This is a genomic window from Vibrio renipiscarius (assembly GCF_000827885.1).
In the GTDB taxonomy this organism is placed as follows: Bacteria; Pseudomonadota; Gammaproteobacteria; order Enterobacterales; family Vibrionaceae; genus Vibrio; species Vibrio renipiscarius.
In genome coordinates this window covers 121,657-140,649 of the sequence record NZ_JTKH01000024.1, presented here as the reverse complement: position 1 = coordinate 140,649, position 18,993 = coordinate 121,657, and the positions used below count along the sequence as shown (strand labels likewise).

Sequence of the window (18,993 nt, the reverse complement as noted above, 5' to 3'; positions counted from 1 at the left end):
TAAATTCGTAATCTCGCGCTTATCATCCGATATTGACTACATAATTGCTGGCGAAATAGGGAGAGCAGCTTGCTGTGATTGGCAGTAGTAAGGAGGACGTGATATTCGCTTTATAGGTCTAATAATGTGTCCGAAGCATCAGTTTTGGAAAACCGGTTTCCGAAGCGATTAATAATTGCGGTATTCTCTGCAAGATTACGAGCATCGGTAGACAATAATGAATCATTCCATAATGAGAGTATTTGCTTCACAAGTTGAGCAGATAATGAATCCCGTCGCAAAATTACTAACGCGAAGTCAGCATCTTATGGCGCTTCGTGATGGGTTTCAGTTGGCGATGCCATTTATTTTTGTGGGCTGTATTTTCGTTCCGATTATCTTTCCTCCCTTTGCCAATGCCGATTCAAACCTTTCTGTTTGGTGGTTTACTGCGGCGAATGTGTTAAGGCCAATATTATTGCCAACCTATCAGCTGACTTTGGGGGTGGTAGGTCTGATTGTTTCGTTTGGCATATCGGCGAGCTTGGCAAAACACTACCAATTACCTGAGCGGTTGTCTGGGTTAACAGGATGCATGGCGTTTCTGATGCTGGTGGGGTTTCACAATCTAGGGCCTGACGATATTCGATATCTTGGTGGGGCAGGGTTATTTTCTGCGATCATTGCCAGTATGTATTCTATAGAAGTGGTGCGATTTTTTATTCAGAGAGGTTGGTATGTGAAAATGCCAGATGATGTACCGATCTTAACCCTTCAAAGTTTTAAGTTGATGGTGCCCATTTTTGTCGTTATTACGACGCTTTCAATGTTTAATGTTTGGATGGATTCAGTGTTTGGTGTGCACTTCCCACAATTCATTGAAGCGCTTTTTCGTCCGCTGATTCTGGCATCAGATAGTTTGTTCGCAGTCTTAATTTCAATTCTGGTGTGCCAATTGTTGTGGTTTATGGGTATTCATGGCGCATTGATTGTGACTGGTATTATGAATCCATTTTGGATGTCGAATTTATTGGAAAATCAAGCCGCACTAGAAAGTGGTGCGGAAATATTACCTCACATCTATCTGCCTGCGTTTTGGGATTTTTTTGTCTTGATTGGCGGGGTTGGGTCAACGTTACCTTTGGTTTATTTGGCGATTAAAAGCCGTTCTAATCAATTAAAATCAGTGGGCAAAGTCGGGTTAATTCCATCGTTGTTTAATATTAATGAACCCCTTCTTTTTGGATTTCCAATCATTATGAACCCACTTTTTTTGGTTCCTTTTGTTATGGTACCGCTTATTAATGCCACCATCGCATGGTTTTTGACCTCCGCTCAAGTTTTAGAGCGAATCGTCATCATGATCCCTTGGTCTGTACCGGCACCGATCGGGGCGGCGTGGGCCTCGAATGGTAGTGTTATTAATGCTTGTATGGTTTTATTTGCAATGGTGAATGCGTATTTTCTCTATCTGCCGTTTTTTAGAGCCCACGAAAAGATATTGATTGAACAAGAAGCAAAGCGGGCAGAGGCTTTGTCTCATCGCGCAGCGAATTAGTGATGGGTGAGCTTGTCGTCAGAGGATAGATCGCAGATGTTATCGGGCACTTTGTAATTGATGGTGTTGCGATTTGATTACGCAAACTTATCGGTTTGCTGAACTTAACTGTCATTCGCTTCGTATTCAAGGAAGATTTTAAAAGATATATCGTTCTTAAGAGGGGCGCGCGATGAATCGAATTAATCCCGTTAAATTGCACCATAGTAAATGGACGGCAATCAAACCAACGAACAGAGAAATGCATTTTTTAGTTACAGAAATAGAGTTTGAAGAGGATGGCTCGGTGGCGTTATGCATACTTGAAGCTGTCCTCAATAAAAAAGAATATCGCATCGATTGGACCGAGTTGAAAGACAGTGACAAATGGCAGCAAGGCTGGAAATAAAATGGCCGTCATATCAACGAATAAGCCCACTTTAACGTGCATTGAAAAGCGGGCTTATTTATAACCGGTTATGATGACTTTCTAGTCCATTAAGCTCTTTGATTTAATCGCTTTTTTCGCTAACTCATTAGCAAAAGCGCTGATATCGGCTTCCATCGCGTCAATTGTGCCTCGAACATCATCTAACGCGACTGTTTGCATCTGGCGGTTCTCCATTATGATTTGGCCGTTTACGATGGTTGTATCGACATTACTTGGGTTCGCTTGGAATACCAGAGTTGCGTATGGGTCATAGTTAGGCATCATATTCGCTGATTGTGTTTCGACAATAATAATGTCTGCTTGTTTACCGACTTCTAGCGAACCAATGCGTGATTCCATGTGCAGAGCTTTTGCCCCGCCAATGGTCGCCATTTCGATCACTTGTTCTGGGATCATGATGGTGCGGTCATCATGCTTTAAACGTTGCATGGTGGTTGCATAGCTTAGGGTGCGCCACAAATCGACTTGGTTAGAGCTCATTGGTCCATCGGTCCCTAAACCTATGCGTACGTCAGAGCGGTACATATCCCACGCAGGTGCCATACCAGTGGCGCCTTTTGCGTTCGCCATCGGGTTATACGCGACCCCAGCATCCGCTTTTTTAACGAGCTCAATGTCTTTTTCTGAGAAGTGAATACCATGCGCTAGCACGACGCGTTCATCCAAAATGCCGATTTGATCCATGTACTCAACAGGTGAGTTTGCTTGGTGCTCTTCTTTGATGCGTGTTTCTTCATTTGGAAATTCAGCGACGTGAATCAGCACGGGTACATCTTGTTGCTTTGACAATTGATTGATTTTTTGAAGCTTCTCTTTACTGACTGTGTAAACAGCGTGCGGCGCGTAAGCAGGCGTGATCAATGGGTCATTTTTGTATTGTTCGATAAAGCCTTGTGCGTATTCAATGCCGCCATAAGGAGCACTGCTATCGACAACTGGGAATTTGATCACCGTTTGTCCAAGTACAGCACGCAAACCGACTTCTTTGGTCGCTTTGGCCATTTCATCCATGTGATAGTACATATCGGCGTAGGTCGTCACACCACTTTGAGCTAAATCAATCGCGCCTAATTTGGTCGCATTGTAGATTAACTCACGACTTAATTTTTCGCCTTCTAATGGGAAGAAGTAGGCAAACAGTCGATTTGAGATGCCTTCTTCACCCAAACCACGAAAGGCGATCATCGGTAAATGGTTGTGTGTATTGATCATTCCGGGCATCACAATGCCGTCTTGCGCGTCAATCTGTTTCGGCGCGCGATATTGATCTGCCAACTCCGCCTCACCAACGGCAATAATTTTGTCATCTTTAACGACAACAACACCATTTTCAATGATGGACATATTGCTATCTATCGTCAGCACCTCGCCATTGGTGATGATAAGGTCGGCATTGTAGTTTGGTGCAAACTGTGTGCAGCCAGAAAGGGCTAGCGTAATCACGGCGGCCAGCAAAGTCGGTTTGTTCATTATTCTTCTCTTGTAATGGGCAATTAAGCAAACGTTAAACTCAAATCGCGCGCATCATAAAAGAGGGCAAAGCAGGAAGCGAACAGTAAGATGCAAAACAATGAGGTGGTGAACAAAAAAATGAGATATCGGTGGTTAAATGAGCGGTGGCTGGGCTATTTGAAGTGGGTGTGAATTCTCAAGGCGCAGCAATGAAGTGAAAGTCCGTATCGCCAGTTACACGCTGGTGTTTTGTGCGTTCCATTTTTGATCTCCGATGACCGAAACATTGAGGTACCCGTGTAGAGTAAATCGTGGGCTAAGGACTTAGGTGAGTGTTGGAGGATAGATTGAAATTTGCTAAATATTGGAAAAAGCGTGAGGTGAATGTAGACGGTAAACTTTTTGGTCGGGAAAAGTTATCCATTTGGGGGGCTTCGAATGAGAGTGAGGAAGACGCGAGCGAACATGCGTCCAGAAGGCTTTCTTCAATGGCTGCCTTTCTAAATGGTGACTTATCAAAAAGTGCAGAGTATGAATATTGGATGGGGTTTGTCAGAGAAGAAATTCTCGAAGAGGTGTCTGGTGAATCAGGGGAAGCCATTGCCATTATTAGTCGTAACGCTTATGGCGCCTCCATTCTAAATACCAATAATATCGTGTTCGGCGATATCGATATTCAACCCGTGCGTTTTTTGGACCAAATACTGTCCAAGTTTGGGAAAAAGAAAAAAGATAAGAATTATGTTTTAAAAATAATTGAAACCTACCAAAAAAATCATCCAACGTTATCTTTTCGGGTCTATGAAACGCACTCAGGCATTCGTTTTATTTTAACCAATAAGCAATGCTCGCCGGGTGATGTATTTGTCAAGAACCTGTTTAAAGACCTCAATGTCGATCCGTTATACAGTCGATTATGTCTAAAACAAGATTGTTTTAGAGCTCGATTAACGCCAAAACCATGGCGCATTGGTATTACGCGTCCAAATAGTGATTTTCCTCGATCAAGCGACATTGATGAGCAGACATTCTTGTTATGGCTTAGAGAATATCAATCCGCTTCGCGCCAATATACGACGACAAAATATCTCGCTTCTTTTGGGGTTGCGAAGGCAAGCTTAGAGGCACAAAAAATAATCGCCATTCATGATGGTTATAACACCAAGGCATCAAAGGCGCTTGCTTAACGGTATGTGGTCGGCAATGAGTTGTTTTGGTAAATAAAAAGCGAGCCTAAGATAGGCTCGCTTGTGATTACGATTCTCAGTTTAGTTTAAAGCGCCCCACAACATCACCGAGCTGTGTATTGGTATTGGTGAGCTGATGCGTACTATTTACGGTTTTTTGACCATTATGATTAATATCATTAATCATATCTTGAATGCTGGTCATATTACGTGTGATCTCTTCTGTTACAACGCTTTGTTGTTCTGCTGACGCTGCAATTTGAGTGGTTAAATCGTTGATTTCAATAATTGAATCTGTCATTGAATCTAATGAGTCCATGACACGAGCCGTTGTTGCTGAGGTTTGCTGGCAACTGGATTGCGTGGTTTTCATTGCATTGACAACGGTGTTATTACCATTACGAAGTTTAGTGAGCATCTCATTTACTTGAGAGGTACTTTGTTGAGTACGGGCGGCGAGGGCGCGCACTTCATCTGCGACAACCGCAAATCCACGTCCTTGCTCACCCGCGCGAGCGGCCTCAATGGCAGCATTAAGTGCCAGCAAATTCGTTTGTTCAGCAATTTCGCCGATGACCCCGAGCACAGCACCAATTTGGTCAGTATCTTTGCTCATTGCAGTAATTGATTGGGACATACTGGCCACTTCTTCAACAAGAGCAGAGACGCTCTGCACCGCTTCTTGAACGACGGCTTTAGAGTGATTGGCTTCATCGTTGGTTTGATGCGTCAGTTTTGCTGCGTTAGCTGCGCTTTGGGCGACAGATTCAGCGGTTGAGCTCATTTCTGTGATTGCGGTGACCACTTGCTCGGTTTCTTTGGCGTGGGCTGTTAATAGGGTTTGATTAGAATCGGCATTTTCACCGACAGCACTAATTTCGTGTTTAATTTGTTCACTTGATTTTGCGACATCCAGCATCATAACTTGCAGCTTTTCAATGAACAGATTAACGCCTGTTGCGATTTTCCCTAAGTCATCTTGAGTATGGATTTCTAGACGACGGGTTAAATCGCCATTGCCTTGAGAAAGATCAGTAACAAGATTACGTAGCGATACAATGGGCTTAAAGACGATATTAACGGCAATCACGCTGAGGAAGATGATAATGATGCCTGAAATGATTAATGTAAGGGTGATGGCATTATTGAGTTTTGCTGTGTTTTGTAAAATATACCCGTTGTCGATATAACCCGTGAGGCTCCATTGATGTCCACGAACGTCAAATGTACTTGGTAAACTAATGAGGTCACCGTCGATTTTGTTTGAGAACAGGATGTTGTTGTTCGAGTCGACTAACTCCATATAACTGCCGTCAACGGCAGAGGAGGCTAAAAGAGCTTGAGTATCGCTAAGATCGATATAGAAAATATTGCCCTGCAGATTACCGGTAGGAACGACGATAGTTAAAAGGGGTTTTCCGTCCTGATATACGATGTCACTGACGGTGACTTTGCCATTTGCTGCCGCGACTTGGCTGATAAATGGTTGAGCTTCATTTGGATTATCGATACTTCCTTGCGGGGTAAAGACCAGATCACTCACCACTTTTATGATGTTATGAAAGCCTGTTTTTTCAAGCGTTGAGTTGATGGCGGTTAATCCGAAATTTAAGTTCTCCGCCAAAATGATTTTGTTATTGATATCTTCAATCAATTTGTCTTTCACTAAACTGATTTGACTATTGATGTTTTGAGTATCACTTTCGTTAATATAATTACTAATATGGTGACGAGAGCTTAAATAAGACGTCAAAATTGTAATTGAAGTAATAATGATGAAAATAGCAATAAGTTTCATCTTGAAAGAGAGCGTTTTCTTCATGGTTCGTGCTAATTCCTTTTTAGGTGCAGCAGACATAATATCCTGATACAAAAAGAATTTTCATGATTGCGACGTGATATTAAATATTTATTTTATCAGTGATGTGATGATCACAAATTAACGGATGTTGATGATTTTAAAGGTGATCTGTGTAGTGGTATTTATTATGCAACGTGAGGCAATGAAAGCGAAGGGGGGGAGGCCTTATTAATTTATGCTGTTTTTTTCATACTCGTTGGAGCGATGATGAAGGCGAGTAGTCGGATGGGTGTTTCGCCTATTGGTTGGTTAAATGTTTAGTTCCAAGCCTATTTTTGCACATTCATCAATGGTGAGCGGCGTGAAAGTTAAGAATATGTATTAGAAACACTCTTGCATAAAAAAGCCCAGAAATGATCTGGGCTATGATGTTTAACCGTTGATATATATTAGCGTGTTAGAACGGTCATTTTTGGGGCCTTTTTAATGGCACTTTTTGTGAGTGCCCAGCCAACGACATAAATAGCCAATGCACACATCAAGAATACCGCTCGTCCCCATAATGGGTTAGGAATGGCAACCATCGCCAACAAGCCAATACTCATGCATTTTACCATTGACCCGAGTTTACGACGTTGTTCTGCGTCTACTTCATCGTACTGGTTATCAGAGATGATTGGCGTTTCAATGTCGACAAAGAATTTGTCTGTTTCTTCTTTATGCGTGTCATTCTCTTCACGATAGAGCAACGCAGTCGCAAAGAAGAATCCAGTGGTGAGCACCAAATGGCCGGCAATCGTAGCGGCGATTTTTAGTTCGCTGGCTTCACGGCGGGTGAGCTCTTCCATGCCAAACCAGTTGGCGATGATGTCAGGCGTAATGACATTAGACATCAACCATGACACGAACATACCGACGATTACGGTCGCCCAAGGAGACCAACTTGGTGTTCGCTTGATCAACATACCAAAGAATAACGGGATCAGTAATGGAACTTGAATCATGGTGGAAACTGACATCATGAGTTCAAAAAGGCTCATTTCTTTAAGTGAACTGAAGAATAACGCCACAAGGATGACTAACAATCCGCTAATAAAGCCAATGATTTTTCCGACTTTAAGGAAGTGAGCATCGCTTTTATCTGAGTCCTTAACCAGGGGTTGATAAATACTGCGGACAAAAATGCCGGAATTGCGGTTTAATGCAGAATCCATCGACGACATGGTTGCCGCAAATAGACCCGCCAACAACAAGCCGACGGTGCCAACTGGCATCGCGTTTTTAGCAAAGACGAGGTAAACCGCATCCGCTGCCTTTCCGCCTAGTTGAGGGTATAACGTTGCCGCCTCTGGATACAAAATTGCGGAAGCCCATGGAGGGATGAACCAAATGATGCTTCCCACGCCCATCAGAACCATTGCAAGCAGTGCCGCTTTACGTGAGTTGTCGGTATCTTTGGCATTCAAGAATCGATAAGAATCTTGCATGTTGTTGATACTTTGCAGTTGCTTGACGACAAAGAAAACAAATGAACAAACCAGTAATAATGGGTAGTTCATATCCGGTCCCATGATGAATCCACTTGGGAATTCGGTCACCATTCGTGTAGGTCCACCTACCGCGACTAAAGCTACGACAGCACAAGCGACGGAGACCACGGCGACGACTAAGGTTTGCAAGAAATCCGACGCAACAACTCCCCAAGCCCCTGAAATAACGGAGACCAGTAATACCGCCAACCCAGTAACGACAATGGTCATGTTCAGATCAGAGTCAAACACGGCGCTTGAGAATACACCCAGTGCGTTTAGCCAAACGCCGGCATTGATGAAGCTAAATGCGATGAGTGCCCATGAAAAAAATTGCTCGTTCTGATGTCCAAATCGACGACGAATACCTTCTGTCGGTGTATCGACTCGCATTTGACGAAAACGATGGGAGAAATAGAGATAACTACAAAAATACGCTGCCGTATTGGCGAGAAACACCAATGTAACAGCAAAGCCATCAGAGAACGCCTTACCCGCCGCGCCGGTAAATGTCCATGCTGAAAACTGAGTCATGAAAGCGGTAGAGCCCACCATCCACCACAACATTTTACCGCCTCCACGGAAATAGTCGCTGGTGGATCGGTTCGCCATTTTTTGAAATACAAATCCGATGGCGACTATCAGTACAAAATAGCCGAATATCACTGCGTAATCATATATCATATTTTTGTCCCTTATTTATCCTTAAAGGTGTTTTACATCATATGTTCCACATCTACCCAACAACCATTTTTTCTCAGTAAATCAATGATCATCTGGTATTTACAACCGTCTTCAAATGTCTGATAAGGAGCGACTTGCAGCCCACTTATATCGTCCACTAACTGGCGAGCAAGGTGAGTCCAACTGCGCTGAGTATCGCAGCTAATATCGGGGAGTTGTGCGCTAATGTCTTCGGGTAATGTTTGCTCTTGCCATTGATGGCCATTCCATAAATAGAGTGGTCCATCGCCATAATGCCCTTTAATATAAATGGCACCTTGAGTCCCATAAAAAGCGATATAGTCTTCGTTATAACGCGGGGTTAAGCCGCCATGTTTGAAAAGTACCGAGACAGGCTGAGCGGCGGGTATCCGGCTTTCAATCTGTGCGAGAACGGTGTAAGACCACTCAACATCACACTCACGCCATTCAAGGCTTGGGTCGTTGATATCTTGAGGAATGAAATTACGACGCTCAATAAAGTTGTGAACACCCTCGACTACGGGCGCTTTGGGCATATCGTTACGCACTTCACCACTGATCGATAAAATAGTGTCTCCAATCACTGAGGTGACAATGGAAATCAAATGGGTGAAATTGTTGTTGAGGCGACCACCGCCAGCTTCACTGCGATGCGACCAACCAAAGGGAATGTTTTTATCCAGGTTAAAGTGTGAGATACACTCCACTTCGGTGGGTTCTCCAATGGCTCCTTGAGCAACAAGTCGAGCAGCGTGAATGATCTCCGGCATATAACGGAAACTGGCCGCAAAGGCGGTTTTAACCTGTTTTTCTTGGGCGAGCTTATAAAGCTCCAATGCCGTTTCACCGCTCTCGGTTAGCGGTTTATCGCAAAATACATGACAACCGAAATGAATGGCTTGTTTGATCGCTTGGGCATGCGCACCTCCGGGGGTGGCAATCGAGACGATATCTGGCTTGCACATTTCCAATGCCAATTGCCAATCAGTGCTAAAGTAGGGAATGTCGAGCTGCTGCGCGACATCGGCCACGACCTCTTGGGTGCGACCAACAATTCCAACGACTTCAGCGCCTGCGTCGCGAAATGCTTGCACATGTCCTTGGCCAGCAAAGCCTGTTCCATAGACCAGTACTTTCTTTTTCATTTTCCACTCCAAATTAAGCTAAATGCTGTGTTAAACGGTAAAAGCCCTTTAGGTGCGAGAGTTGACGCCTAAGCGATTACCTTTGATTTGTATTACCAGTGCCACAATGTGCCGTCTTCTAAACGGCTGACAGGCAAGTATGAGCGTTTGTAGGTGTATTTTTCGGCTTGAACTTCGTCAAATTCAATGCCAAGACCTGGGGCGTCACTGACGATAATCATGCCGTTTTCCAATCTCATGTCGTGCTTGAAAATGGTTTGGCTAATTTCGTTGCCAAACCCAACGAATTCTTGAATACCAAAGTTGTGGGTGGAGATATTCAAATGCATGTGTGCAGCGAAGCAAATCGGGGATAGGTCTGGGGCGCCATGTGGCGCGGTACGAATGTTGTATATCGCAGCAAAGTCAGCAATTTTCTTCATACCGGTAATACCACCCGCGTGTGTTGCGGCGGTACGAATGTAGTCAATCCATTGGTTTTGAATAAGATCTTTGCAATCCCAAATCGTGTTGTAAGTTTCACCTAAGGCTAATGGCGTGGTGGTGTGGTGTCGGATCAATTTATAGTTTTCTTGATTTTCTGCGATGGAGGCATCTTCTAAAAACAACAGATCATACGGTTCAAGTAATTTACCGAGTTTGGCTGATTCAATTGGTGTTAAGCGACTGTGGGTATCGTGGAGAAACTCAACGTCGTCACCAAAGCGTGCTTTTGCTTGGGCAAACAGTTCAGGCACCAGTTTGAAATATTTTTTTGTTGACCACTCCTGCTCAGGCGGTAATGGTCGATTGCCTTGCAGTTCAAAGTAATCCTTTTTATCGCCTAGTACGCCATAGGTTTCTTTCAGCCCAGGGATGGCCGCTTGTAGCCTGATTGCGTCGAAACCTTGTTCAATGCATTGCGCCGCTTTATCAAGCGTATCTTCAATGGTTTCGCCATTCGCGTGCGCATATAACCGAACGCCTTGACGACATTTGCCACCAAGCAGTTGATAAACAGGTAAGCCTGCCACTTTGCCTTTGATGTCCCAAAGCGCCATGTCAATCGCGGCAATTGCAGCCATTGTTATTGGGCCGCGACGCCAGTACACACCCATATATAAATATTGCCAAATGTCTTCAATACAATGCGCATCTCGCCCAATCAAGCACGGCTTAACGTGCTCTTCGATGTAGGTGTGAACCGCCATTTCACGGCCATTGAGTGTGGCATCACCCAATCCATAGGTACCATCTTCTGTTATAACTTTAACCGTAACGAAGTTTCGGCCAGGGTTAGTCACAAAAACTTTAACGTCAGTAATTTTCATTCTAAATCTCTCATTTTTACAAGTAAACCGATTTGGTAAATCGGTTTGGTAAATCGGTGTACTTGCAATAATCGAGTGTCGAGATTAGAATGTCAACGGACTAAATTTGACGTTGTTAACAGTTTAAATAAAACCATATGAAAAAAATTCGAATCATTGATGTTGCCAATCATGCCAGTGTTTCAAAAAGTACGGTTTCTCAGTATTTGAATGGACGCTATGGGCATATGTCGCTCAGTACCAAGCAGAAGATACAAGACGCGATTAAAGAACTTAACTACGTACCTAACGCGATTGCGCGTAGTCTTAAGTCAGAAAAGACCAAAACGGTGGGGGTCGTTGTGCGCGATATTGCGGGTTACAACACCAGCCATGTGATACGAGGGATCGATGATTATTGTAAGCAGAATAATTATAACGTCTTGATCTACAACAGTGATTTTGACGCGAACGTCGAGCAGCGTGCGCTGTTAGCTCTGCAACAAATGTGTGTTGATGGCATTATCATTACCTCATCGGGTTTAAACTCGAATTTAATCAACGAGTTTATGGCGAATGGAATGCCGGTGATTCAGTTCCAGCTCGAATACGAGGATTGCCCAGGGCATATTGTGGTGTCAGACTATAAAGAAGCCGCTTTCCAGGCGACCGAGCATTTAATTAATTTAGGTCACCAAAGAATTTGTTTTGTTGCTCAAGAATTTAGTCAAAGTTACTCTCGCCAAGCTCGTTACCAAGGGTATCTGGGCGCGCTCAATAAATATGGCATTCAAGTTGAGACGCAAAGCGTGCTCCATTGGAGTCGAGAGGAGGGGTTCGCAAAAAATCCACTAACGTTAATCGCCGATGATAAAGGGCCAACTGCATTTTTTAGTCAGCACCTTGCTATTACAACGGATTTACTAAAGTTATTTAATGCCGAGAATGTCGTTATTCCTGAAGACGTGTCGCTTCTGGGTTTTGACGAAATCCCAATGGTGGAATTGTTTAAAGTACCAGTGTCGGTAATTAAGCAAGATGCGTATCAGATAGGGTATGAAAGCGGTAAGCTTGCTTTAGAAGCAATTCAAGCGCAGCACACGCAGTTGCAACGCATTGTGGTTCCGTGCACGCTCATCTCTCGTGCATCATGTAAAAACTTGTCTTAATCTTATTAGCTCCCGATTTCAGATAATCGTGCGACATTTATTTACTGCACGACGACTCTTTCGCGTCGTGTGCGAAACGTTACTGATTAACCTAAGTCTATGATCATTTTTGTCGATTAAAATTGCTGATAACGTCGCTCATCTTTTTTGACGTAAATGTATTTCCAAGTTAGTTAAGTAAACGGAATAAGTGGGATGAAAAATCGTGTTGTTTGATGTTTCATCCGTTAACCTACAACGTGTATCTATTAAATTTAAGTGAGTCTTATGTTTGTAAAGTTTGAGCACTATCAAGGGTTTATTTTTGATATGGATGGAACCCTACTGGATAGTATGCCAATACATCTTGATGCATGGGAATTAACAGCGCAAAAATACGGTTTCCCATTTACTCGCCATTGGATGAATGCTTTAGGTGGCATGCCGAGCTACAAAATCGTAGGGGAGCTGAATCGCCAATTTGATCTTGATTTAGATGCACGAGAGCTGAGCCAATTTAAGATGGCAACGTTTGATCAAATGTCGAATGATGTCGCTATTATTGAGTGTACCAACCAAGTACTTCAGCATTTTTCAGGTAAAAAACCGATGGCTATTGGCACGGGTAGTCGACATGAACTTGCTGATCGCCTACTCAAGCAATCAGGTTTATGGCCACAAATTGACGTATTGGTCTCATCCGATGATGTAGAGGCGCATAAGCCACACCCTGATACTTTCATCAAAGCGGCGCATGCGATGCAGGTTGAGCCAAGTCAGTGTGTTGTGTTTGAAGATACAGAGCTTGGAAAAAAGGCCGCGCATTCAGCACAAATGGATTGCTACATGGTAGAGGAAGGGGAGTTAGTCTTTTACCCATATTCAGAAAAGTAAAAGGTTTGATCATGCCAATCACCGAAACACGCACCACCATAGATAAGTGGTCAGCGTTTTTATCGTGATTGGTATGATATATCCACCTACAAAAACGCCGCGAAAATCGCGGCGTTTTTAAGACAGTAACTCTAGAATAAAGAGTGGGAATTTAACGATCCCAATAGGCTTCTTCTAGACTGTCTTCGCGTTCTGGTAGTGCACGAGATAGGCGAGGAGAGTGCTGAGTGAGTACTTCGTAGCTCACTCGGTTTGCGTATTTACAAATTTGAGATAAAGATGAATACGTCAGGTATTTCTGTGTATGTTTTGCTGAGTTTGGAACTGTCACTTCATGGAAGCTGTTTGCTGCCATATCATGCAGCAATGCAGACAACGCAGCATCACCAGCGCCATTGGTGTTCTTGATCTCCATTGGACCGCCAAGATAAGGGCCAATATGAGAGTACACTTTGGTTGGTGTTTCGCAATCTTGCTTACGCATCGCACGGCTAAATTCAAAGCGGTTGTATTCGGCAATGGTGCTATCTACAACAGAATGTTCCGTTTCACGAGCAACACTTTCATCACTAAAACCAGCCATGTAAAGTCCATTAGGACCCGCAGTGCATAATACAAGATCTACCCACTCCAACGCGCGGTCTGCAGCTTGAAGAGGATCGCTAAAGCCAGTTAGGGCTTGGCCTTCTTCTTCATTCATTGCGACAACGTTGACGTTTTCTTTTAGGTATTCTTGCCACCACTCTGCGTTGCCTTCGATAACCCATTTTGTACCTAGTGTCAGCACAACAGGAACGTTCTTCGATTTAGCAATTTCAACCGCACGCGCTACCGCTTTAGGCATTGGGTCTTCAGGCTTACCACGCATTAGATAAGAAGAAACCACGAGAGCCGATGCTTTATCAAAAACATCATCAGGGATGCTTTCAGGCAGAAGCTGGTTCATATGGCCTTCGTTAATCGCGAACGTACGTTCACCATCTTGCGTAATAAGGGTGTAGCAACGACCAATAGGACCTTCAACCGTTTGTAAGTGATTGAGGTTCATTCGTGCAGACGTTCGGCATAGATAGCGATAAGCGAATGAGCCCACTTCGATGTTGCGTGACATTACCCCAAGTAATACCGATTTGCTGTCTGCAAGAACAGAATAGTTGTGCAGAGTATTGCCAATGGTATCGCCAGGGTATTGGTGTGAAATCAGACCTTGCTCAACCAACTCGGCATACAGCGCGTCAGCTTGGCTCTCTTCAAGAACCAAAGAGTGTCCTTTGCTCAGGTTGTATTTAGACAAAAATTCGTCGTCAACACGAGCTTCGATATCCACGATAGTTTGCCCTACGCCAACAATAATTGGTCGGTAGAGTTTTGATGGTTGCTGCGCCTGATTGATCAATGGATCACGAGCATGAGTCGGAAAGTAGTGCTGAGATTTACGCTGGCCAGGAAACTTCATCATTAAAAGGGAGTAGGAAATTTTCTGTATTATATCACATTAATGAAAAAATTCTTTCATTATGGTGACATTAAAGTGCCAAGCAGCGTCGTTTGGCACTTTTTTGAACTATTTTTCGCCAGCGTACGCGCCGTAGGCTTTCGTGCCCCACAATGGTACGGTTGAAAGACTGTGCTTGAAACTGCCCGAGGTTTCTTTGGTTGAATATGATAAGTACATCAACGTTTGGTTTTCTGGGTCAAAAATGCGGCGTACTTTCATTGATTTGAAAAAAATACTTTTGGATTTTTTAAATACGACTTCGCCATCATTTGATTTGTCGATTTGAGCAATCATTTCAGGCGTGATTTCACCTGTTTGGCGACATGAAATAGAGCTGTCACTTGGGTCGGCGAGGCTAAAATCTGCTTCGATTGAAGCGATGTGGCAAGTTACCCCTGTCACGGTAGGATCTTGTAGGTGATTCAGTTTAATGTCCTTCATGGTAAAAAGACCTAGGCTGACGTCGCCCACTTCGCCACTGTCGCAGCCTGTTAGGGCAGAACCAGCAAGTAAAACAAGAGCAATATTTTTATACATATTAAAATCCGTGTATTGGTTTTTACAAAGTTTACCATATATTGAAACGACTCCGTGATGAAGTTTGACAAACTTTTATGAGTTAGAATGACGTTACTGCTTGTATTCATGCGGTACGCTGATTAAGCTCAGCATTGAATCTATGGTGTGGCTGATAAATAATGACAATTGAAACCCTTGCAATCGCAGATATAAAAAATAACTGGCTTTACAATCATGTCGATGTTGAATTTCCAACAAAAGAAAGTTTAGCTGGACGAAAACTGTATCAGGAAAAAATTGCCGGAAAGCAATACCAACGTATTACGAGCGAAGAGTTGAATACCGCTCAAGACCGATTCTCAAGTGACGATGTCTTTTTGGTTGATTTTCATCGCTTAACCGTAATGTTTTCGGTGCTTTACTCTAAACTGTGGGAATCAGAAGCGGAACAACAGCTGATGGTCGAATTCCTAACCCAGATCATTTATGAAGAACCTTGTGAATTGTATTTAGGTTTTGAAGACGGTGAAGCGGTTGCTACGGCGATTGTCACTCGCGACAATGACCAAGTGTTGTTCTCTGATATTGCTACGCGAGATAATGCGAGTGAGATCAAGGCAAGTTTTGCAAAGGCATTGCTACAAAAGAAAGCAGATATGATCGCTAATAGTGATGTATATCTTGAAATGTAATGCTTGCGTAAGGGGATAACCCTTCATTGTGTTATGTTAGCTCTATTCGTGATTTTAATAGTTAGAATGCAGTGACCTTGATGTATCGAATGGTTTTCGTTGTTTTGGTAACGGTTTTTTCATCCATGGCGTTTGCCAATCAATGGCAGAGTAAAAACGTATTGGTACTGCATTCCTATTCTTCCTCCTATCAATGGACGGCTGATTTTCAAAAAGGTATTGAAGAGGCGCTTGCGAACTCCAATAGCAAAGTAAGAATGTCGCTAGAGTTTTTGGATACAAAACGCATTTTCCATAAAGCTTATCTAGATGAATTTACCTATTATTTTGATTCCAAATATAAAGACTATTCTTTCGATGCCGTCTTGGTTACGGACGATAATGCTTTAGAGCTGATAAATCGCTGGCCTGGAAATCGATTCGCTGGGTTACCCATCATTGCCGCTGGCATTAACAACCCTAAAGCCTCGCTTGAGGGGGTGACTCATCAAGCACGCATATTTTATGAACAAGACGAAGTCGAAAAAACGTTTGAGCTTATCCGACGTTTTCGTCCAAATTTAGAACGCTTGTATTATATTGCTGATAAAAGTAAAACATCTGAGCTCATCCGAGAAAAAACGATCGCGTTTTTGAGCCAATATCCTCAAGCGACGATTGTTGAAATTCGAGATTTACCTTTGGCTGATGTTGGACGGCAGCTACGAGAGATTAGCCCAAACGACGCGGTGATCTTAACGCATTATAATACCGCCGTCTCACAGGGAGTTTATCACCGTTATCAGTATATCGCCCACGAGATCGCGTCTAATAGTGTCGCTCCCGTTTTTGTTTTTTGGGAGTTTTATATAAAAAATGGTGTGGTTGGGGGCTATGTAAACCGTTCAAAATCGTTGGGCAAGCAGATGGTTTATGCACTTAACGAATTTATTGAAATTGGCTCTTATCCTCCGCTTGAAGAAGGAAGTTCCGCTAGGCCCGTCTTTGATTACCATGCCTTTCAGCGACACGGTTTTGACGCAAATTACTTACCAAATAACGCGCTACTGCTTAATAAGCCAGAGAGTTTTATTGAAAAAAATTGGCGACTCTTACTTATTGTTGCCGCGATATTTTTAACGATGTCGACCATCATTATTACCCAGGCAATTTCCATTAAGCAGAAGCGTGAACTTAACAAAAAGAATAAAAAAATAGTGCGGTTACAGAAAAAGACCCTAAAAACTCAAAAAGATATGATCGTTATGTTAGGTGAAGCGATTGAAACCCGATCTGGCGAAACAGGCAACCACGTCAAACGTGTCGCTCAATTGTCTTCTTCACTTGCTAAAATAGTGGGACTGACGCATAGAGAAATTGAACTGATAGAAATTGTTAGCCCAATGCATGACGTTGGAAAGATCGCGATTCCTGAAGCGATCCTCGATAAGCCGGGTAAATTGGACGAGCAGGAGTGGGCAATCATGCAAACGCACACTTCATATGGCTACCATTTATTGAATGCCAGCCGTGGGGAGATTTTCCATTTAGCCGCCACTGTCGCTCATGAGCATCATGAACGCTGGGACGGTCAAGGCTACCCTAATGGCTTGGCGGGCGAAGAAATCCACATTTTTTCGCGCATTACGGCTATTGCGGATGTGTTTGATGCGTTACTCAGTGAGCGATGCTATAAGCAAGCATGGCCACTTGCGCAGGTTGTTGAGCATTTTCAAAATGAAAAAGGCGCACAATTTGACCCCCATCTTACTCAGTTGTTGCTCGATAACTTAGATCTCTTCATTGATATTCGTGATGATTCGCCGGATAAAACGTAGAGATTGATTCGCGCTCGAAACCCGTAGAGTGACGTGGGCAGTGTTTTTCATCATCGTTAGCTTCCAACTTGCTATTTTGTTAACTCAAACCTGTTACGAATCGAGAATACACATACTATTTTAGAGACGAAAAATAACAAATAGAGGTGGTTCATTATGAATCAAACCTTATGTGTCATCTTCGATTGTGAAGGAACGCTCGTTGATAGCGAAATTCTATGTTGCCGCGCGCTCGCCGCTGTTTTTAGCCAATTTGGCGCACATTTGTCTGTAGAAGAGGCGAAAGCGCATTTTGTTGGTGGAAAGCTTGCCGATATTTTAAATGATACTCAGCATCGGCTAGGGTTAAATGTGTCGTTGGATACATTAGAGCCCTTGTACCGAGAAACCCTCAAAACTTTATTTGAAAAAGAATTAAAGCCAATGAAAGGGGTGAAAGAAACGCTCGAACTGCTCGATGATCGTGGTATCAGCTATTGCGTGGTCTCTAACGGTCCAAAAGATAAAATTGAACATGCGCTAGAGTTAACGGGATTAGAGCCTTACTTTAAAGGTAAAATGTTTTCAGCGTTTGATACCAACAGTTGGAAGCCTGAGCCGGACTTGATTTTATACAGCGCCATGAATATGGGTTATCAGGTTGATGATTGCGTGTATGTAGATGATACCCCTAAAGGCTTAGAAGCGGGCCTAAGGGCGGGGATGAAAACCATTCAGTTGGAAGGAATAAACTACCGTTCTTATCCTGGAACGTATGCCACCATCCATACTCTAAATGAGCTAGATGCTTACGTATAAAGACGATGAACGAAATAAAACGCCTGATTAAGGCGTTTTATTCGGGAATGAAAGAATTAGTGCATGAGCACACTGTGTCCGCTGTAAATCGGCTGTGCAGATTTTATATTCAGCGTTCCACTTGTCATGATTAGATTGATATTTTCAAAGAAAGATCCGCACTCTGAGCAAAGCATCGAACCAGAACCAGAGAGAAGGTATTCATCGCTACCACATAGAGGGCAGGATGGGTAATCAAGCGCAGGGGTATTGTTTTTCTTCATTTTCTCTCCAAAGCAGGCGAATAAAATAGTCTAAATATAAAGCGTAATAATATTTATTATGGTTTTAGCCTTAAGGCTAAATAGTTTTGTATTTGTTAACAATGTTATTTTAGTTCAACGTCGGTGGGTAAACGTCAGTGCTCTGTGATAGTCGTTTACTTTGCGATGGACTTCATGAAAAACGCTTTGATTATTTTATAATGTCAAAGCTTATTGCCAGTAAAACACTACTTTGAGTTCTTCCGAAGACAATTCTTGAGAGTTTGGAATGTAAGCCCCATTCTGTGTG

At 43.1% G+C, this 18,993-nt stretch carries 16 protein-coding genes; 8 read left to right on the top strand and 8 right to left on the bottom strand.

Going from position 1 to position 18,993, the window contains the following annotated elements; genetic code table 11:
• The first annotated feature begins 217 nt into the window (after nt 1–217).
• Complete coding sequence (locus tag OJ16_RS14290; protein WP_040991932.1) at nt 218–1,537, top strand: PTS sugar transporter subunit IIC; 1,320 nt, start codon at nt 218–220, stop codon at nt 1,535–1,537.
• Between the two features lie 172 nt (nt 1,538–1,709).
• Nucleotides 1,710–1,925, top strand: coding sequence for a TIGR02450 family Trp-rich protein (locus OJ16_RS14285; protein WP_040991931.1), 216 nt, complete (start codon nt 1,710–1,712; stop codon nt 1,923–1,925).
• Nucleotides 1,926–2,006: 81 nt separating this feature from the next.
• On the opposite strand, the gene OJ16_RS14280 is transcribed toward OJ16_RS14285, so the two are convergent.
• The gene (locus OJ16_RS14280; protein WP_040991930.1) at nt 2,007–3,437 is read right to left on the bottom strand and encodes an amidohydrolase; all 1,431 of its coding nucleotides are present in this window, start codon (nt 3,435–3,437) and stop codon (nt 2,007–2,009) included.
• A gap of 329 nt (nt 3,438–3,766) precedes the next feature.
• On the opposite strand from OJ16_RS14280, the gene OJ16_RS14275 reads away from it, so the two are divergent.
• Complete coding sequence (locus OJ16_RS14275; protein ID WP_040992704.1) at nt 3,767–4,606, top strand: hypothetical protein; 840 nt, start codon at nt 3,767–3,769, stop codon at nt 4,604–4,606.
• 76 nt (nt 4,607–4,682) lie between these two features.
• Here OJ16_RS14275 and OJ16_RS14270 read toward each other — a convergent pair whose 3' ends face one another.
• The 4 genes from OJ16_RS14270 to manD all read right to left on the bottom strand — a co-directional run bounded on the left by OJ16_RS14270 (nt 4,683) and on the right by manD (nt 11,096).
• Nucleotides 4,683–6,464 carry a methyl-accepting chemotaxis protein gene (locus OJ16_RS14270; RefSeq protein ID WP_236688425.1) on the bottom strand — a complete coding sequence of 594 codons (1,782 nt, stop codon included), beginning with the start codon at nt 6,462–6,464 and terminating at the stop codon, nt 4,683–4,685.
• A gap of 392 nt (nt 6,465–6,856) precedes the next feature.
• On the bottom strand, nt 6,857–8,620 hold the full coding sequence (locus OJ16_RS14265; protein WP_040991928.1) for a sodium:solute symporter family transporter: 1,764 nt from the start codon (nt 8,618–8,620) through the stop codon (nt 6,857–6,859).
• Nucleotides 8,621–8,652: 32 nt separating this feature from the next.
• Complete coding sequence (locus OJ16_RS14260; RefSeq protein WP_040991927.1) at nt 8,653–9,786, bottom strand: Gfo/Idh/MocA family protein; 1,134 nt, start codon at nt 9,784–9,786, stop codon at nt 8,653–8,655.
• Nucleotides 9,787–9,878: 92 nt separating this feature from the next.
• Nucleotides 9,879–11,096 carry a D-mannonate dehydratase ManD gene (manD, locus tag OJ16_RS14255; protein ID WP_040991926.1) on the bottom strand — a complete coding sequence of 406 codons (1,218 nt, stop codon included), beginning with the start codon at nt 11,094–11,096 and terminating at the stop codon, nt 9,879–9,881.
• Between the two features lie 137 nt (nt 11,097–11,233).
• Here manD and OJ16_RS14250 point away from each other — a divergent pair, with 137 nt between their 5' ends.
• Nucleotides 11,234–12,244 (top strand): LacI family DNA-binding transcriptional regulator, encoded by a 1,011-nt coding sequence (locus tag OJ16_RS14250; RefSeq protein ID WP_040991925.1) that lies wholly within the window; start codon nt 11,234–11,236, stop codon nt 12,242–12,244.
• Nucleotides 12,245–12,511: 267 nt separating this feature from the next.
• On the top strand, nt 12,512–13,117 hold the full coding sequence (locus OJ16_RS14245; RefSeq protein ID WP_040991924.1) for a beta-phosphoglucomutase family hydrolase: 606 nt from the start codon (nt 12,512–12,514) through the stop codon (nt 13,115–13,117).
• 151 nt (nt 13,118–13,268) lie between these two features.
• Here OJ16_RS14245 and OJ16_RS14240 read toward each other — a convergent pair whose 3' ends face one another.
• Together OJ16_RS14240 and OJ16_RS14235 are read right to left on the bottom strand one after the other, a co-directional pair.
• Nucleotides 13,269–14,573 carry an inosine/guanosine kinase gene (locus OJ16_RS14240; protein WP_040992703.1) on the bottom strand — a complete coding sequence of 435 codons (1,305 nt, stop codon included), beginning with the start codon at nt 14,571–14,573 and terminating at the stop codon, nt 13,269–13,271.
• 108 nt (nt 14,574–14,681) lie between these two features.
• The gene (locus tag OJ16_RS14235; protein WP_040991923.1) at nt 14,682–15,152 is read right to left on the bottom strand and encodes a CreA family protein; all 471 of its coding nucleotides are present in this window, start codon (nt 15,150–15,152) and stop codon (nt 14,682–14,684) included.
• Nucleotides 15,153–15,313: 161 nt separating this feature from the next.
• Between OJ16_RS14235 and OJ16_RS14230 the strand changes: the two genes are divergently transcribed.
• From OJ16_RS14230 to OJ16_RS14220, 3 genes are all read left to right on the top strand, one after another.
• Nucleotides 15,314–15,826 (top strand): hypothetical protein, encoded by a 513-nt coding sequence (locus tag OJ16_RS14230; RefSeq protein WP_040991922.1) that lies wholly within the window; start codon nt 15,314–15,316, stop codon nt 15,824–15,826.
• An 80-nt stretch (nt 15,827–15,906) separates the two neighbouring features.
• Nucleotides 15,907–17,643, top strand: coding sequence for an HD domain-containing phosphohydrolase (locus OJ16_RS14225; protein WP_040991921.1), 1,737 nt, complete (start codon nt 15,907–15,909; stop codon nt 17,641–17,643).
• A 156-nt stretch (nt 17,644–17,799) separates the two neighbouring features.
• Nucleotides 17,800–18,441 carry an HAD-IA family hydrolase gene (locus tag OJ16_RS14220; protein ID WP_040991920.1) on the top strand — a complete coding sequence of 214 codons (642 nt, stop codon included), beginning with the start codon at nt 17,800–17,802 and terminating at the stop codon, nt 18,439–18,441.
• Nucleotides 18,442–18,497: 56 nt separating this feature from the next.
• On the opposite strand, the gene OJ16_RS19805 is transcribed toward OJ16_RS14220, so the two are convergent.
• Nucleotides 18,498–18,704, bottom strand: coding sequence for a hypothetical protein (locus tag OJ16_RS19805; protein WP_082030250.1), 207 nt, complete (start codon nt 18,702–18,704; stop codon nt 18,498–18,500).
• Nucleotides 18,705–18,993 lie beyond the last annotated feature (289 nt).

Bases quoted from the DNA above. Each gene is read 5' to 3' on its own strand.
- OJ16_RS14240 (WP_040992703.1), bottom strand. From the start codon at position 14,573: ATGAAGTTTCCTGGCCAGCGTAAATCTCAGCACTACTTTCCGACTCAT.
- OJ16_RS14220 (WP_040991920.1), top strand. From the start codon at position 17,800: ATGAATCAAACCTTATGTGTCATCTTCGATTGTGAAGGAACGCTCGTT.
- OJ16_RS14230 (WP_040991922.1), top strand. From the start codon at position 15,314: ATGACAATTGAAACCCTTGCAATCGCAGATATAAAAAATAACTGGCTT.
- OJ16_RS14285 (WP_040991931.1), top strand. From the start codon at position 1,710: ATGAATCGAATTAATCCCGTTAAATTGCACCATAGTAAATGGACGGCA.
- OJ16_RS14250 (WP_040991925.1), top strand. From the start codon at position 11,234: ATGAAAAAAATTCGAATCATTGATGTTGCCAATCATGCCAGTGTTTCA.
- OJ16_RS14260 (WP_040991927.1), bottom strand. From the start codon at position 9,786: ATGAAAAAGAAAGTACTGGTCTATGGAACAGGCTTTGCTGGCCAAGGA.
- OJ16_RS14265 (WP_040991928.1), bottom strand. From the start codon at position 8,620: ATGATATATGATTACGCAGTGATATTCGGCTATTTTGTACTGATAGTC.
- OJ16_RS14235 (WP_040991923.1), bottom strand. From the start codon at position 15,152: ATGTATAAAAATATTGCTCTTGTTTTACTTGCTGGTTCTGCCCTAACA.
- OJ16_RS14225 (WP_040991921.1), top strand. From the start codon at position 15,907: ATGTATCGAATGGTTTTCGTTGTTTTGGTAACGGTTTTTTCATCCATG.
- OJ16_RS19805 (WP_082030250.1), bottom strand. From the start codon at position 18,704: ATGAAGAAAAACAATACCCCTGCGCTTGATTACCCATCCTGCCCTCTA.
- manD (WP_040991926.1), bottom strand. From the start codon at position 11,096: ATGAAAATTACTGACGTTAAAGTTTTTGTGACTAACCCTGGCCGAAAC.
- OJ16_RS14270 (WP_236688425.1), bottom strand. From the start codon at position 6,464: ATGTCTGCTGCACCTAAAAAGGAATTAGCACGAACCATGAAGAAAACG.
- OJ16_RS14290 (WP_040991932.1), top strand. From the start codon at position 218: ATGAATCATTCCATAATGAGAGTATTTGCTTCACAAGTTGAGCAGATA.
- OJ16_RS14280 (WP_040991930.1), bottom strand. From the start codon at position 3,437: ATGAACAAACCGACTTTGCTGGCCGCCGTGATTACGCTAGCCCTTTCT.
- OJ16_RS14245 (WP_040991924.1), top strand. From the start codon at position 12,512: ATGTTTGTAAAGTTTGAGCACTATCAAGGGTTTATTTTTGATATGGAT.